The sequence below is a fragment of the Blastopirellula sp. SH421 genome, assembly GCF_057808535.1.
Window position 1 is genome coordinate 4,087,163 of the sequence record NZ_CM173712.1, and the last position, 14,893, is coordinate 4,102,055.

General features: G+C 55.1%; 13 protein-coding genes. 1 reads left to right on the forward strand and 12 read right to left on the reverse strand.

Features of this window, described 5'->3' with window-relative positions:
* Positions 1-42 precede the first annotated feature (42 nt).
* The 4 genes from SH421x_RS16550 to mutS form a co-directional block, all read right to left on the reverse strand.
* Positions 43-348 (reverse strand): hypothetical protein, encoded by a 306-nt coding sequence (locus SH421x_RS16550; RefSeq protein WP_488850558.1) that lies wholly within the window; start codon positions 346-348, stop codon positions 43-45.
* 268 nt (positions 349-616) lie between these two features.
* Entirely contained in the window at positions 617-1,594 is a 978-nt protein-coding gene (locus SH421x_RS16555) for a DUF1559 family PulG-like putative transporter (protein ID WP_488850560.1), read from the reverse strand.
* 623 nt (positions 1,595-2,217) lie between these two features.
* Positions 2,218-3,144 (reverse strand): orotidine-5'-phosphate decarboxylase, encoded by a 927-nt coding sequence (pyrF, locus tag SH421x_RS16560; RefSeq protein WP_488850562.1) that lies wholly within the window; start codon positions 3,142-3,144, stop codon positions 2,218-2,220.
* A complete protein-coding gene (gene mutS, locus SH421x_RS16565) occupies positions 3,137-5,758 on the reverse strand; it encodes a DNA mismatch repair protein MutS (protein WP_488850564.1) in 2,622 nt (873 codons plus the stop codon). The genes pyrF and mutS overlap by 8 nt, the downstream gene beginning before the upstream one ends.
* A 215-nt stretch (positions 5,759-5,973) precedes the next feature.
* Here mutS and SH421x_RS16570 point away from each other — a divergent pair, with 215 nt between their 5' ends.
* Complete coding sequence (locus tag SH421x_RS16570; RefSeq protein WP_488850566.1) at positions 5,974-6,150, forward strand: hypothetical protein; 177 nt, start codon at positions 5,974-5,976, stop codon at positions 6,148-6,150.
* Between the two features lie 301 nt (positions 6,151-6,451).
* On the opposite strand, the gene SH421x_RS16575 is transcribed toward SH421x_RS16570, so the two are convergent.
* The 8 genes from SH421x_RS16575 to SH421x_RS16610 form a co-directional block, all read right to left on the reverse strand.
* On the reverse strand, positions 6,452-6,796 hold the full coding sequence (locus SH421x_RS16575) for a hypothetical protein (protein ID WP_488850568.1): 345 nt from the start codon (positions 6,794-6,796) through the stop codon (positions 6,452-6,454).
* The gene (locus SH421x_RS16580) at positions 6,796-7,044 is read right to left on the reverse strand and encodes a type II toxin-antitoxin system RelE/ParE family toxin (RefSeq protein WP_488856448.1); all 249 of its coding nucleotides are present in this window, start codon (positions 7,042-7,044) and stop codon (positions 6,796-6,798) included. Before SH421x_RS16580 ends, SH421x_RS16575 begins: the two co-directional genes overlap by 1 nt.
* A 484-nt stretch (positions 7,045-7,528) precedes the next feature.
* Entirely contained in the window at positions 7,529-8,425 is an 897-nt protein-coding gene (locus tag SH421x_RS16585; RefSeq protein ID WP_488850570.1) for an alpha/beta hydrolase fold domain-containing protein, read from the reverse strand.
* A 44-nt stretch (positions 8,426-8,469) separates the two neighbouring features.
* Entirely contained in the window at positions 8,470-10,353 is a 1,884-nt protein-coding gene (locus tag SH421x_RS16590; protein WP_488850572.1) for a redoxin domain-containing protein, read from the reverse strand.
* 269 nt (positions 10,354-10,622) lie between these two features.
* Entirely contained in the window at positions 10,623-11,081 is a 459-nt protein-coding gene (gene ndk / locus SH421x_RS16595; protein ID WP_488850574.1) for a nucleoside-diphosphate kinase, read from the reverse strand.
* A gap of 242 nt (positions 11,082-11,323) precedes the next feature.
* Positions 11,324-12,067 carry a response regulator gene (locus SH421x_RS16600; RefSeq protein WP_488850576.1) on the reverse strand — a complete coding sequence of 248 codons (744 nt, stop codon included), beginning with the start codon at positions 12,065-12,067 and terminating at the stop codon, positions 11,324-11,326.
* Positions 12,068-12,145: 78 nt separating this feature from the next.
* Positions 12,146-12,811 (reverse strand): phosphate signaling complex protein PhoU, encoded by a 666-nt coding sequence (gene phoU, locus SH421x_RS16605; RefSeq protein WP_488850578.1) that lies wholly within the window; start codon positions 12,809-12,811, stop codon positions 12,146-12,148.
* A 129-nt stretch (positions 12,812-12,940) separates the two neighbouring features.
* Positions 12,941-14,707: an ATP-binding protein gene (locus SH421x_RS16610; RefSeq protein WP_488850580.1), complete on the reverse strand. Its 1,767-nt coding sequence runs from the start codon at positions 14,705-14,707 to the stop codon at positions 12,941-12,943.
* Positions 14,708-14,893 lie beyond the last annotated feature (186 nt).

Here is a 14,893-nt window from a genome sequence, read left to right on the forward strand (position 1 = left end):
CTTTTCATGTTTGCCTACATGCACCGCACCAACGCCACTATCTTAACGCGATCGTCTCGCCGGCTTTGTCGTCAAGGCGAAATTGATTTCGTCACTTTCCTTAGTAACATTCGCCGACAACTCTTGCGTCGGCTGCAGATAGCGAAATGGCGCCATCTTGTTGGTTGCCGTTGAGCCGGTGACCATTACATTCTTCTCACCGGCAACACACTCGATGGCGTACTGGCCGTCGCTGTTAACTGCTCCCGAAGCGCAGTCATTCACCGAGCCGGCTTTCGGTGAAAAAATTACGGAGCCTTGCTGAAGCGGCGTTCCATCCAAGGTTACGGTTCCAACGACCGTAATCATCTCAGGACCTCGCGAACAACCAAATGCCGATACCGCAGCGACACCTAACATTAATCCGAATAAATTCTTATGTGATATTATTGACATAGTTACATAGATGGCGTCTCGACGTGGACAACGTCAAAACTGCCGCTCCTATAAGTTGTTGATTCGACAATGGTTATACGACATCGCGCACTTCTGGCGAAACGCATTGCTCATCACGGCCCTATTGCCGCGATGATTCGTGTTGATTCCAAGGCCAGAAGCGTCGCCTTGACGAGTCGACTTAAAATCCCTGAACAACGTTACCGTCGCGCCGATTGCAGAAATTGGAGTACATCGTCGCGTCCATCGTATTCTGCAAAAATGAGACCGACGCATCAGCTCGGTTCACCATTACGCCGCCTGGATGCATGCTCCGGAGCAGATACCAGGAAGCAGTTCCGCCGCCGGCGTTGCACGGCTTTTTCGGAGTTCCGTTGTTGGGAGGATTCGGACAGCCGCCGGGCCCCGTCAGATCCGGAACCGAATTGTTAAACCCATACCAAGGAGCGGCGGTAAAGATTGACTCCAGAGCATAGCCATGCCAGTAATCAGCGATATCATCGAAAACTGCCGCGCCCGGTGCATCAGGATTACCCTGAACGCACTCGCCGAGCATCAAGGTATTCGAGGTGCCGTCGAGAATGTCACGAAAATTGATGTGCGATTTCACAAAGAAGAGACCATCCATTTGCGATGCGTCAGCAGCCGAACCGGCATTCGGCACATCCACGTCCCCACTTCCCAGGTAGTTCCCTTGAAAGCCGTGCACGCCAACCTTGCCGCCATTGGGATCCGAAGGACAGACAAAAGCGCCAACGACTTGATTACGAAAGTTGGCGTCAATATTCAGCGTCGTCGTAGTGTTGAGATCGGCCTTAATCGAATCGTACAACGAAGATTGCTCAATGAACGGCAATATGCAGTGAAACCAAGTGGTGCCGATCGGATATTCGCCAGGCACGTCCTGAACTGCCCCAACCATGGCCCCGACGCTGAATTGCCCGTATGGCAATGCCTGATACGTGTCGTGGTAGTTGTGCATCGCCAGGCCCAACTGCTTCAAGTTATTGCTGCAGCTAATGCGGCGGGCTGCTTCGCGGGCTTGTTGCACCGCCGGCAGAAGTAAAGCGATCAAGACGCCGATGATCGCGATGACCACCAACAGTTCTACGAGCGTAAAGGCGCTACGGCGTCGACCGCCGATCCAAGAGATCTGCATAGAAAGCTTCCCCTATAAACATGGAAAAATAATCCAATGCCTGTCGCAAATGCGCAAGGCAGTTGTTTCGCAAGCGCGGGGCATGAGGGGTTGCGCTTCAGTTACGGGGTAAGCACTAAAATACGAAGGAGAAACCAACGCTTCTATCCTCCCAGCTGGGGGGCTCCTTTTGCGTAACATGACGTCAGGAAAATATCTTTCTTCATTACAAAAACACAAGCCTAGCTTGCCGTGCCTCATCGGCACTTGTTGATCTTCAAATCTCCGAAAAAATAGGGGCCAAAGCTTCTTTTGCACGATGCTACTACCAATCGACGGCTCTCGTGCATCAGAAATAAACGCGCATTTTTCTCCTAATCTTCCTAGGAAAGCCGCAATCCATCGGAAACTATTTTGACAATTCTTTTGACTTTGAGTGAAAGAAATGCTGGGAGAAGCGGATATCATCCCCCTTGGCTCCCCTTTTCAACCAAGATGAGGCGGTTTATTTCCCGCTTGTAGAAATCCAGAAACTCCACCGTTTTACCTGCACAGCGCAAGGACGTTCGCAAAACTTTGCAAATTTTTCTATCACGCTACAACGGTCAGGACAAACCTGTGAGAAGTTCTCTTGGAATCCGGCTTCAGCGAGGGAGCCTAACCAGCTTTCCGGCGGTCGTATCGGCCTTCAGCGCTTCGATCATCTCGCGAGTCGCCGCAGCGCTTGCATCCTGCCACCGTGCCGCGCCAAACTGAGACTTGTAGGGATCTTTGGCGAACGCGAAGTTGATCCCCCGAGAATTATTGATCAGTGCTCCCAGACCATCAGCGTCAAATGCCGCCGCGACATCCTTCGCTCCTCCGCCTTGGCTGCCGTACCCTGGCACCAGCAACCAAGCCGACGGCATCACTGCACGTAACTCCGACAATTGATCCGGATAGGTCGCTCCAACTACTGCTCCCACCGCGCCATATTGCTGGCTCGGCGATTTGGTCGCGGTAGCCAGCGACTCGACATGCATCGCCATGCGGCGATAGATCGTTTGCCCATCAATCGTCAGATCTTGCAGCGTGCCGCTGCCGGGATTGGAAGTCTTGACCAGCACGAAGATGCCTGAGTCCGTCGCGACGCACTGATCCACAAACGGCGTCAGGCTGTCGTCTCCTAGATAAGGATTGACCGTCAAACAATCAGCTCCCCAGGCGCTATCGTTCCCCAGATACGCTTGGGCATACGCTTCGGCTGTGCTGCCGATATCGCCCCGTTTGGCGTCCATAATCACCAGTAAGCCTTTTGCGCGAGCATACGTCACCACCTTGGCGAGCGCCGCCATGCCGAGCGGGCCCAACTGCTCGAAAAACGCCGCTTGCGGCTTGATCACGGCGACCAAGTCGGCGATTGCATCGATCAACTCACAAGAGAACTTCTCGAACGCAGCGGCCTGACCAGCCAGTGAACTGTCAGTTTGCAGCGCCGGTGGAAGTTGCTCGAATCGCGGATCGATGCCGACCAGCGCCGGAGTTCCCTTGTGTTGGACTGCCGTCGCCAAGCGTTCTGCAAAGTTAGCCACCGCGATCTCCTTCGTCTTGCAAATCTTTTTTCCAGGCCTGCAACAGTTGCAAAGCCTGTAGTGGGGTCGTCTCGTCGATATCGACCTCGCGCAACTTTCCTAGCAGCGGATGCTCGTGCGGACCAAACAGACTAAGCTGCAAGTCGGTCTTCGGGCGTCGCTCTTTTTTCGACGCGATCTTTGCGTTGCCGCCGCTGTCGAGATGTTCTGATTCTAACTGATTCAAAATCTGCTTGGCCCGCTCGTTCACTTCCCGAGGCACACCGGCCAAGCGAGCGACATAGATGCCGTAGCTTTTGTCGGCGGCGCCGGGGACGATCTTATGCAGGAAGATCACCTTGTCGTCCCACTCTTTCACAGCGACGTTAAGATTGACGACGCCGGCTAGTGACGTACGCAGATCAGTCAGCTCGTGGTAGTGGGTCGCAAACAACGTCCTGCAGCCGATCTTGTCGTGCAGATACTCGACAATCGACCAGGCCAGCGACACGCCGTCATAGGTGCTGGTGCCGCGACCGATCTCGTCCAGGATCACCAAACTGCGATTGGTCGCGGTATTCAAAATGCGGGCCGTTTCCGTCATTTCGACCATAAACGTACTTTGCCCACGCGACAGTTCGTCACTGGCGCCGACTCGCGCGAAGATGCGATCCACAATTCCCAGATCGGCTTCGCGAGCCGGCACAAAGCTGCCCATCTGCGCCATCAGCGAGATTAGCGCCACCTGACGAATGTAGGTGCTTTTGCCCGCCATGTTGGGGCCGGTAATTAAGCCGATAAAGCCAGATTCACTGTCAAGCTGGGCGTCATTCGGTACGAAACCTCCTTCGATCTCTTTCAAATCAAGGACCGGGTGTCGACCATCCAAGATCCGCAGCACCGTCGACTCGCCCACCTGGGGACGACAATAATTGCGTTCTCGCGCTAGTTCGGCCAGCGACAACAAACAGTCCAAGTTCGCCAACACGTCGGCGGTTTGCTGGATCCGTTTGGCGTCCAACTGCACCGCATCGCGTAGCTGCACAAACAGCTCGTACTCCAGGTCTTTCGCCTTCTCGTCGGCCGAGAGAACTTTTTCTTCGTACTCTTTTAGCTCGGGCGTGATGTAGCGTTCGGCGTTCTTTAGCGTCTGCTTGCGGATGTAATCGGCCGGGATTCGCTCGCGGTTGACGTTGGTTACTTCCAGGAAGTAACCAAACACCTTGTTAAAGCCGACCTTCAAATTGGCGATGCCGCTGCGCTCGATCTCTTGTTTCTGGTAGTCGGCAATCCATTGCTTGCCGCCGGCCGCCAGACCGCGCAAGTGATCAAGATCGGCATTGAAGCCAGCGCAGATGACGCCGCCGTCACGCGGTGAAAGGGGCAAGCTGTCGCCGAGCGCGGTCGCCAACTGCGATCGGATCTCTGGACAAAGATCGAGCCGCTCTTCTAGCAGCCGCAGCATGCTGCTGCGCCGTGATGTGATCTTCGCTTTGATATGCGGCAGCCGCTCTAACGTCTTGCAGATATAGCCAAGATCGCGCGGCGACGCGCGGCCTGTCATCACGCGGGCCAACAGCCGCTCAAGATCATAAATCTCTTTTAAACTCTCGCGCAGATCGCGAGCCAGCGCCGGTTCTAGCACCAGCTCTTCGACCCCATCCAACCGCCGATGAATCCCTTCCAAATCGGTCAGCGGATTCGAGAGCCAATCGCCCAGCAAGCGGCCCCCCATCACCGTCACACAGCGATCAATCGCGCCCAATAACGAACCATCGCGGCGACCATCGCGCATCGTACGGGTTAGCTCTAACGAACGCCGCGTCGCCTCGTCGATCTCTAGCGTCGAGCTCGCCCGATACGGCGTGATCCGCTCAATATGATGCAGCGAAGTTCGCTGCGTTTCTTCGAGATATTCGAGCACCGCACCGGCCGCGCAGACGGCCAGCTGATCGGTTTCCTGAAAACCAAAACCTTCCAGCGTCATCGTCTCGAAGTGCCGCTTTAGCACCTCGTTGGCCCCATCTTTGCCAAACGCCCAAGCAGGGCGATAGGTCATCAAGATCGACTCGTGCAGATGGGCCGGCACCACGTTCGACTCTTCAGGGACCAGACATTCCGAGGGCGCGATGCGGGCCAACTGATCAGCCAGCCGAGCCGTCGGAAAGACCCCGCTATAAAAGCGTCCCGTCGACATTTCGACCCAAGCGACCCCCACTTCGGCCGCCGTCTCTTTTTTGCCTGGCAGCGCGACTGCGGCCAGATAGTTGCTTTCGCGCGGCTCAAGCAGCGCGTCATCGGTCAGCGTGCCGGGGGTGACAATCCGCGTGATCTCACGACGGACGATCCCCTTGGCTTCTTTGGGGTTTTCGACCTGATCGCAGATCGCAACTCGGTACCCCAGATGGATCAGCTTGCCAAGATAATTATCAAGCTGATGATGCGGAAAACCGGCCATCGGCGTGGCGTTTTCGCCTTTGTCGCGGCTGGTGAGGGTCATACCCAACACCCGCGCAGCGGTCTTCGCATCGTCGTTAAATAGTTCGTAGAAGTCCCCCATCCGGAAGAAGAGGATCGCGTCGCCGCAAACTCCCTTCGCTTCGAGGTACTGCTGCATCATGGGGGTGACGTTCATCGCGACAATTTATCACGAGGAGCGTGGTGCATGAAGGGGCGTGGGGAGAAAGAAATTGCCAGAAATCCTCACCGATCCGGCACGAAACTCTTAATCGGGGGAAACTGCCAGATAGACTGGGCACGATCATCCAGTTAAAGGGGAAAATAGTAATCTTGGATTCGCGGGAAAGATGACTTCAAGCTTGCCACCGCCACCCCACAGTTACCGCAACCATGTACGACGAGTCAGATCTAGAAATTCTCGATTCGATTACCCATATTCGCGAGCATCCTGAAATGTATCTTCCTGGTGGAGATACCAGCGGAAGCGCACTATCGCATCGACTCTTTTTAGACAAGCAGTCGACGCCAGACTGTTTGATCGTGGTGCAGCGGATCGGCGACTGGTGAATCCAGGAAAGCGATCGTGACTGGTTTGGCCACATGCCGGATCCGCTTTTTCCGACGAGTGGTCACCTATCAACGGGCAGAGGGAAGTTGCTTTCACGCTGAAATTTTGCTTACGGCAATGGCCAGCCGCATTGTTATTTTCGACAGATTCCAATGCGACGTGATCCAGGGGAATCCGAAAATCCCATCTTTGATTTTTGAGATTCCCAAGAAGTTTCCGCAACTAGTGCGATGCGTCACATTTCTGGAGAAGAGAGTTTAAGCGGCGCCCAATATCGCCCCGGAATGGTAAAAATATGGGTCACCGCAATTCAATCTTCAACTCACGTCCGACCGCCTTGGCCGCATCCATTAACGTCTTTAGCGTGACGCCTTCATTCTCGGGGTCCAGAACCCGATCGACCTGAGATCGACTCGTTTGCATGCGACTGGCCAGCGCCTTCTTGGTTAGCGATTGATTTTGCATCGCTTGTTCAAGCTGATACGCAAGCACGCGTTTGATCGCAAGGCTTGTCGTCTCCGTTAAGGTGCCCTGCTCTTTCAAGTAGGATTCAAACGTGGAACCGATCATGCCTTGGGCGGATTTGACCTTCTGTTTCGGCGGCGATTTCTTCGCCACCTTTTTCCGGACGATTGATTTGGACATTACTCAAGTTCCTTTCTTCGTTTGTTGGCCAAATCCAGATCCTTGGTCGAAGTCTTTTGCGTTTTCTTGACGATGCCATGCAGCAGCACCATCTGATTTCCTTGGGTGCAAAAGAAAACTCTAGCAATGCGCCCGCAGGTGAGATTACTACGGATCTCCCAGAGTCCCGCATGCCCCGTCAGGGGACGACAAATCGGCATCCCGATAGGCCACCCAAATTCCGCAGTGCGAATGTCATCTCCAACAATCTATCGATCGGCTTCGTCCATCCCTAATAGCCAATCTCGAACCGGTTCCCGCCCACTGCCAGATTGATAAAATCTCGCTTCAATCTGTTTTATCGGCCTATTTGACTTCGCCATCCCAATAGTACCTTATTTGGTACACCTCGGCAAGAAAGAATTTTAGAGGTTCTGGAAGTTGGGTGCAGCCGAGCGATTTGCAACCCGCGATGAAAATAGAGCACGCCTAGCTCACGATACTCATCGATTGAACGCCAAATAATGTTTCGATGTCCCCCGCAGCTTACTGCCAGCTTAGACATTCGTCATTGGCCAATGACAAGCACTCTCTGCTGGCGTCGACCAATTGCAACCGACTAGTTGCCCGAATATAGAAAGCTAGTCAAGAGCCCGGCCAATAGAAGCCAAGCTAGTCATGCCGGCGCTAGGCTCAGTCCCGAAATCTATTCTGATACGTGCTCCTAGACGCCCCCCAAAGTTCGGCCTACTCCTACTTCTCCGCCGTCTCCCCTTTCAACTCTCGATCAAAAAAGGTCACCGCTTTCACCATCGCCTGCAGTGCGGTCGCTGGACCAAAGCCGTGGCCGTCGTTTTCGTAGAGAACATATTCAGAGGTGCGACCTGACAATCGGAGTGCGTCGTGCAGCGCTTTGGTTTGCAGCGGAGGGACGAGTTGATCTTTGCCGCCTTGCAGGATCAGAAAACTGGCGCTCTGGTCATCGACATGCAGCGTGGGGGAAGCTGCGATCTGGTTTCCTTGGTTTCCTTTGCCCAAAAAGTTGTCGATCATTTCCTGGACGGCGGGACCGGCTTTGATTTCGTACTTCGAGAAATCTTTGGTCAGGTCGCCGGGGCCGTAGATGTTGACGACCGCTTGCACGCGGGTTGATGTTTCGCCTGGCTTAGCCGCATCGGTAGTCCCTAGCAACGAAACGAGATGCCCGCCGGCCGAGTCGCCGACGGCGCCGATTTTGGTAGGATCGATGTTTAGCTGCTTGGCGTTTTCGCGAATCCAGCGGACTGCCTGACGGCAATCGTTGATCGCCGCGGGCCATTGGTTCTCCAAATTGCCATTGGCGCCATCTTTCACCAAGCGATAGTTGATGCTGACCGCGACGTATCCGCGACCCGCCAACGCAGTGCCGAGTGCACCCTGGACGCCTGAGCTTTTGTTGCCGCCGCGCCAACCGCCGCCATGGATCATCAACACGACCGGCCGCGGAGTCTTGGATTCTTCCGCCGGTGAGTAGACATCGGCTAGGAGCTTTAGATCGCCGACAGTTCCGTAGACGACATCCTTCTCGATCTTGGGAGCAGCGGCTTTCGCATCTGCGATTAGCAGCCCTGCCAACAAAACCAACGATAACAGAGAATAGGTGCGCAGCATGATGGGATTCTCTCGTGAGGGCAAAACCCGGGAACTGATCACACTTAGTTTCGCAGACCCATCTTCAAACGCAAGCGCGCCGCCGCGCGATCGATTCCTTCGCGCGTTAGGCGATCGATCACCATCGGCTGGATCGATGCGTCTTTTTCGGTGGTGACCAAGAAGAAGCAGTAAAGCATCTCGTCGTTGGTCTCTTCTCCCCAAGTCACGCGCTGCGGCGGAGAACTGGGATTGGATGGATTCGCTTCCGAGTTATCGTAGGTCGCTTCGGAGACAATCTTGGTTCCCTTTGGCAAAAAGAAGGGCTCGGCGTAGACATACTCGTCTTGCCAATTGAAGTCCCATTTTGGCACATGGATTAAATCGCGGGTTGTGCCGTCAGGGAGTTGGGCGACTACGTCCATCGTTTGTCCCAACAAGTGCATGTGCGGGATCATGCTGAGCATTGTCACGTCTTCGGTCAACGTGTAAGACGCCTTTAAGCGATAATCACTTTCGCCTGGCTTGATGTCATGCAAAAACGAAGAGGTCCACAAAGCGAACGCTTCTTGCTTGGGCTTGTCGACAAAGTAGATGCCTACCTTCGAGCGATCTTTTTCGACCTTGCCGCTGGGATGGTAGTGGATCTGCATCACCAGATCCGAGCCTTTGCCGAGCAAACGCCCCAAGCCTTCAGGCAGCTTGCGAGGCGTCTTGCCTGGCGACCAACCGCCGATGCTGCCGGTCGGCAAAAAGCCGGGTCCGCCAAAAGTGCCGTAGCCGGGCTCCGGCGTTTTTTCGTCTAGCTTGCGAGCCGCGCCATTGCTGTCTAGGTAGAGCAGCGAGTGATGGACGACGCTGGGAGTCCCCGGCTTGAACTCGACCGTCGCAACGTACTTGTCCTCGGGAATGTCAATCGGGATCACAAAGTTTTGATACAGGTCGTGACCATCCGCCGGCACTTCAAACTCGGCCGGCATTTCCACAATCAAGTCGGGCTCACCCAAGTACCAACCTTCCGGAAATTTTGGCAGTTGCGGCATGTCAGCAAGATCCCCCTGCGGGCGATCGGTTGCGGCCCAAGCTTGCAGAACGGCAATCTGCTTATCGGTCAAGGTGCGCTGCCCTTCAAACTCACCATGCCGCTCGGCCACTTTCCAGGGAGGCATCAATCGCGATTCGCAAACCCGGGCGATCTGCCGGGCGCGCTTCGCCGCGTCTTCATAGCTGACCAACGGAAAGGGGCCGACTTCGCCGTCACGATGACACGTAACGCAGTTGGCGTACAAGATCGGCGCGACGTCGCGGGTATAGGTGACCTCGCCGGCTTCCTCTTTAAGCGGCGCGAACGATTCATAAAAACAGCCGACGGCGGCGGTTTCGGCCTCTTTGACCGGCTGACCGGTGACAACGGCGGCTACGGCGTCGGCCAGTGTATTTTCAGTCGCAGCGGGTCGTTTGCGGCCGATCTCGCGATACATGTCATCGATTCGCCCGCGATACACCAATTGGCCAGCTTCGTTTAGCACAAACGCTTCGGGGACAAATTTGGTTTGAAACCGCTGACCAAGCTGGCCATCACGATCGACCAGGATCGGCATTTCAATCGCAAACTCTTTGGCGAACTCGCGGATCTTAGCCGGCGTGTCCGTTACATCGGCCCAGACGACTCGGAGCGAAACTTCACTCTCCGGTGTATTCCACTCTTTGTCCAATCGGCCAAGCAACGGAAAGTAGCCGCGTGAGATCGGGCATTCGCCGGTCACAAAGACAAACACCCGGGCCTTTTTGGCCGAAGCGGCCGCTAGCGGATGAATCTCTCCGGTCGCGTCCAACAGCGTGATGTTCTCAGCCAGGGGCTGCTGTGACTCCTTTGCGGCGGCTGGCAGACTTGCTAGCGAGAGCAACGACAAAACCAAGCTGACGACTGCGAATCGATCCGTTTTCAAAATCCTCACTCCATTTTGACGGCAGGGTGAAATCGTGCTTCGTAGCAATTGATCGAAACAACAAGATTTCAGGCGTTCACTATAGACTTACTCGGCCCGGTTAGGCAAAGGTTGCATAGCGCACGAATTTTCTAAGAGAATCTGTGGGATCGAAAAAAAGGGGGACAGTTCCAATTTTTGAGTCAAAAATTGGAACTGTCCCCCCTAGTTTAACGCCCAGCAACAGCAGGCCGTCTTCAACAAAGAGTGTTTCTAGGCAAAGGTCGCGACTATTCGTCGTCGGCTCGTAGCCAAGGAGTCAGACTCGGCGTGCAGTCACACAGTTCGGACTCGGTGAAGTAGAGCTTGATCTCCCGGGCAGCCGCTTCGGGGCCGTCGGACGCATGAACCAGATTCATCTGGCGGCTGCTGCTGTAATCGCCGCGGATCGTGCCGGCGGCAGCTTTCAAACCACTGGTCGCACCCAGAATATCGCGAATCACGCGAATCGCTTCTAAGCCTTCCAGCACCATCGCGACAACCGGCGACGCGGTGATAAATGATTCCAGGCCGGGATAAAACGGCTTGGTGACATGCTCGGCGTAATGCTGTTTCGCCAGTTCGGGCGTGATTTGCATCAGTTTCATGCCGACGATGTTCAGCCCTTTGTCTTCAAAGCGGCTGATGATCCGGCCGATCAGACGGCGCTGAACACAGTCAGGTTTCAGTAGAATGAGCGAACGTTCCATATCTATCAATTCTCCATAGCGTGGCTGAACCGAGCGATTCTAGAGAATCCTTGCTTTTTGCTCAACCGCGGGGAGGGCCCGCAGGGGCAAGAAAATGGACACGGATTGCTGTTCCGGCGTCATCGCAGCTAGGCGACAGTCGCGGCAGCGACGAGTCAGCCTAATTGCTTGTGGCGTTTTATATTTTCGGAAGCGACGGCTCTTCTCCAGCCTTCGAGAGCAGAGCCGAGCCGTCTGCAACTCTAGTGCTGGATGATTGGATCCACGTCGGCATCATCGGTGGTGTCGGTAACGGCGCCGGGGTCACGGAACCGGTAACCGACGCCGCGCACGGTTTCGATTAATTCGGCTTCGTCGGCCATTTTGCGGCGGAGTGCCCGAATATGGACGTCGATCGTGCGTTCCATTACGACGGTGTCTTCCCCCAAAGCTGCGTCGATCAACTCTGAGCGTTCAAATACGCGTCCTGGCTGGCGTGTGAGCGTCTCTAACAAGCGAAATTCACTGCGAGTCAATTGCAGCGGGCGACCGCTGGCGGTCGCGCGATGTCGTCGACGATCAATCGTAATTCCTTGCGAAGCGACCACGTCATCCAGCGAGTTATCGGCGCCACGCTTGCGTCGAACAAGGGCTTTGATTCGTTCTAGCAGCACTTTAACACTGAACGGCTTGGTGACGTAATCGTCGGCCCCCAGCGAGAATCCGATCAGTTGATCGGACTCTTCCGACTTGGCGGTTAGCATCAAAATCATGATGTCTTTGGTCGACGCATCTGCTCGAATCCGACGGCACACTTCGTGACCATCAATCACCGGCAGCATCAGGTCGAGAATGATCAGATCGGGAGTTTTGATCTGGGCTTGGGTAAGTCCGTCTTGACCGTCGTACGCTGCGATCACCTCGTAACCGGCCTGACGCACGTTGTACGCCAAGACGTCGGCGAGCGAACGGTCATCTTCGACGATGAGAACTTTCAAACGGGCCATCAGTAAGCGATCCCCAGCGTAGATTGCATAAAAAGGTAGTAGGTAACGAACTCGACAGCAACTAACTTGATAGTCCAACTAGCTTGATAATCCCGGCTGGTGCCGGATGATTTCGCCTTCAATCATGTAAATGACATCTTCGGCGATATTGGTTGCATGGTCAGCGATTCGCTCGATATGGCGACTGGCCGAAAAACAATGCAAGCCGGGCTCAATCTCGGCGACCGAGTTCTTCATCCGAGCTTGCAGTTCGAGAATGATTTCGCGATTGAGCATGTCGACGTCATCGTCCAAGTGACGGACGTTCATCGCAGCTTGACTATCAAGACCGACAAAAGCGTCTAACGCTCCGGCGACCATCTGCCGCGTGATGTGGACCATCCGCTCCATTCGACTTGGAATCTCAAAGCTTGGATATTGGACCAAGCATTTGGCGCGCTCAGCAATGTTGACCGCGAGGTCCCCGATCCGCTCTAAATCATTGTTTACTTTCATGACCGTCGCTATCCGCCGCAGGTCAACAGCAACCGGCTGGTGCAGCGCCAGCATCTTGAGACACTCTTCCTCGATCACTACTTCCTTTTGGTCGGTCAGCTCGTCCACTGCGATCACTTCTTCGGCCAAAAGGAAACTGCGGTCGAACAGAGACTTGATCGACTTCTCGATCATCTCTTCCACCAGACCTGACAGCGACAGAATCTCTCGATGCAGAGAATCAAGGTCGCGTTGCAGATGGCGGCTCATCGGGCGTTGTTCCAAACGGGGGGAGCGGCTACGAAGCCGAGGAGGAAATCTCCTGATGAGGTAGACTGTAGTCGCCGATTGTTAACATCATGTTAACACTAGGTGAGCGACTTCGTTAATTTGTAAAAATCATCCCCGTGGAAGCCGCACCGTAAACGTGCTTCCTTCCCCCACCTGGCTTTCGACGGTCACCCCGCCGTTCATCGCTTGAGCGGTATGTTTGACGATCGAAAGTCCCAGTCCGGTCCCCCCCATCTCGCGTGAGCGGGCCTTATCAACCCGATAGAAACGCTCAAAAATCCGCTCCAGCGCCGCCTGCGGGATGCCGATTCCCGTATCTTTGACCGTGATCGCGACATGCGTCCCTTCCACCGCCCAGGCGACATCCACCGACCCCCCTTCCGGCGAATACTTCATCGCATTGTCGATCAAGTTACCCAAAATCGTGCGAACTCCTTCTTCGTCCCCCAGTACTGAGATCGATTCTTCCGGAGGATGTATCCGCAGCGCGATCCGCCGCGCCGTTGCGACATCGCGCTGCACTTGCAGACACTTCTGAATAACGCCGGCAATCGGCACTTCGGTAATGTCGAACGCTTCTTCGCGTGATTCGATCCGCGCCAATTGCAGCATATCTTGGATCAGTTCGTGCAGCCGATCGGCTGAGTCCATAATTTGCGCGAGAAAATAGCCCCGATTCTCGACATCTTCAATGGCGCCCAGCTGTAAGGTCTCAGTATAGGCGCGAACTGCCGATAGCGGCGTCTTCAGCTCGTGAGAAACGCTCGACACAAACTCACGCCGCATATTTTCTAACCGCCGCAATTCAGTCACGTCATGCAGCACCATCACGACGCCGGGACAAGGATCGCCTGGTAAGCGATTCGCCTGCAGACTGAGCGTGCGCCGGGGAGTCGTCGAAACATCAAACTCGTTACGATAAGGCTCGTCACTAGCCAGCGCCGCGCGAAACGACTCATCCAAAGAACGATTGCGCGTTAGTTCTAACAACGGCCGTCCGACCACGTCGTCCGCGCGAATCGCCAACAATTTGCGTACCGCCCCGTTGGCCAGCAGCACGCGTTGCTGGGCGTCGACGGCGATCACTCCTTCGACCATACTTCCCAGCACCGTCTTTAATCGATTTGATTCAGCCGTTAGCTGATCGACTCGCAGGTCGATCGCAGCTTGCATGCGCGAGAACTGCCGCGCAGTTTCCCCCAGTTCGTCTTCCGCAGCGGCCCAGACATGTCCGGTATAGTCTCCCTTTTCTACGCCTGCACAAGCGCGCGTTAATTGCTGAACCGGCGCAATAATTCGCTCTTCAAATCGACGCGAGATAAAATAGGCGCCGATCAATAGAAGGATCCCCAGCACCAGCAATCCAATCACCATCCGGTAGGAAGCAGGCCAGCCGCCGGCCCCAATATCCTGACCGACACGGACATAGCCAACCAGCTTCCCCTCTTCTTCCAGCGGCAAGACAACAAAATGGAACGGCTCTCCCGGCAACTGCGAGTCGGTCGCCGATTCGCCTATCCCGTTCTCTTTCGCCGCTTTAAATTCTGGCAAGCGGAGGACATTCTCCATGCGAGCTGCATCGAGTCGCGAGTCGATCAACACTTTGCCATCTTCGTCGGCGACGGTCACGTAAAGTCCTGAGTCTTCTGCTTGCGCCTGGACCAGCTGATCCAGCGCAGGCGGATCAAGCGACAAGCCGATCGCGGCCAGCTCACGGCGAAAGAACTGCGCCGAAGTCTGCAGAGATTCAAGCTGTCGCAGCCGGGATCGCTCGAGACCGTCGAGCAAAAAGAGAGCGATCGCCCCGGTTGTAAACAGGAATATGATCAGCCCCAGCCAAGAGAACAGAACCCAGCCGATTCGAGATTGCAGCATTCCTGAACAGGCCTTCGTGCGACGGTAGTAAATGGAGACGTCATCGATGTTGACATCGACCAGGCGCGTCCTCTTGAATCGGGCGTAATCTCGTAAGCTAATCGCAACCTGCGAGATTGAGAAGCCTCTTCACCGAAACTTCTTACGGCGACCTTTATAAAAAAAGGGGCGCGTCCCAGAGAACGC

What these genes read in the sequence shown, in the direction of transcription:
- SH421x_RS16550 (WP_488850558.1), bottom strand. Translation starts at nt 348, where the DNA reads ATGATTACGGTCGTTGGAACCGTAACCTTGGATGGAACGCCGCTTCAG.
- SH421x_RS16555 (WP_488850560.1), bottom strand. Translation starts at nt 1,594, where the DNA reads ATGCAGATCTCTTGGATCGGCGGTCGACGCCGTAGCGCCTTTACGCTC.
- mutS (WP_488850564.1), bottom strand. Translation starts at nt 5,758, where the DNA reads ATGAACGTCACCCCCATGATGCAGCAGTACCTCGAAGCGAAGGGAGTT.
- SH421x_RS16570 (WP_488850566.1), top strand. Translation starts at nt 5,974, where the DNA reads ATGTACGACGAGTCAGATCTAGAAATTCTCGATTCGATTACCCATATT.
- SH421x_RS16575 (WP_488850568.1), bottom strand. Translation starts at nt 6,796, where the DNA reads ATGTCCAAATCAATCGTCCGGAAAAAGGTGGCGAAGAAATCGCCGCCG.
- SH421x_RS16585 (WP_488850570.1), bottom strand. Translation starts at nt 8,425, where the DNA reads ATGCTGCGCACCTATTCTCTGTTATCGTTGGTTTTGTTGGCAGGGCTG.
- ndk (WP_488850574.1), bottom strand. Translation starts at nt 11,081, where the DNA reads ATGGAACGTTCGCTCATTCTACTGAAACCTGACTGTGTTCAGCGCCGT.
- SH421x_RS16600 (WP_488850576.1), bottom strand. Translation starts at nt 12,067, where the DNA reads ATGGCCCGTTTGAAAGTTCTCATCGTCGAAGATGACCGTTCGCTCGCC.
- phoU (WP_488850578.1), bottom strand. Translation starts at nt 12,811, where the DNA reads ATGAGCCGCCATCTGCAACGCGACCTTGATTCTCTGCATCGAGAGATT.
- SH421x_RS16610 (WP_488850580.1), bottom strand. Translation starts at nt 14,707, where the DNA reads ATGCTGCAATCTCGAATCGGCTGGGTTCTGTTCTCTTGGCTGGGGCTG.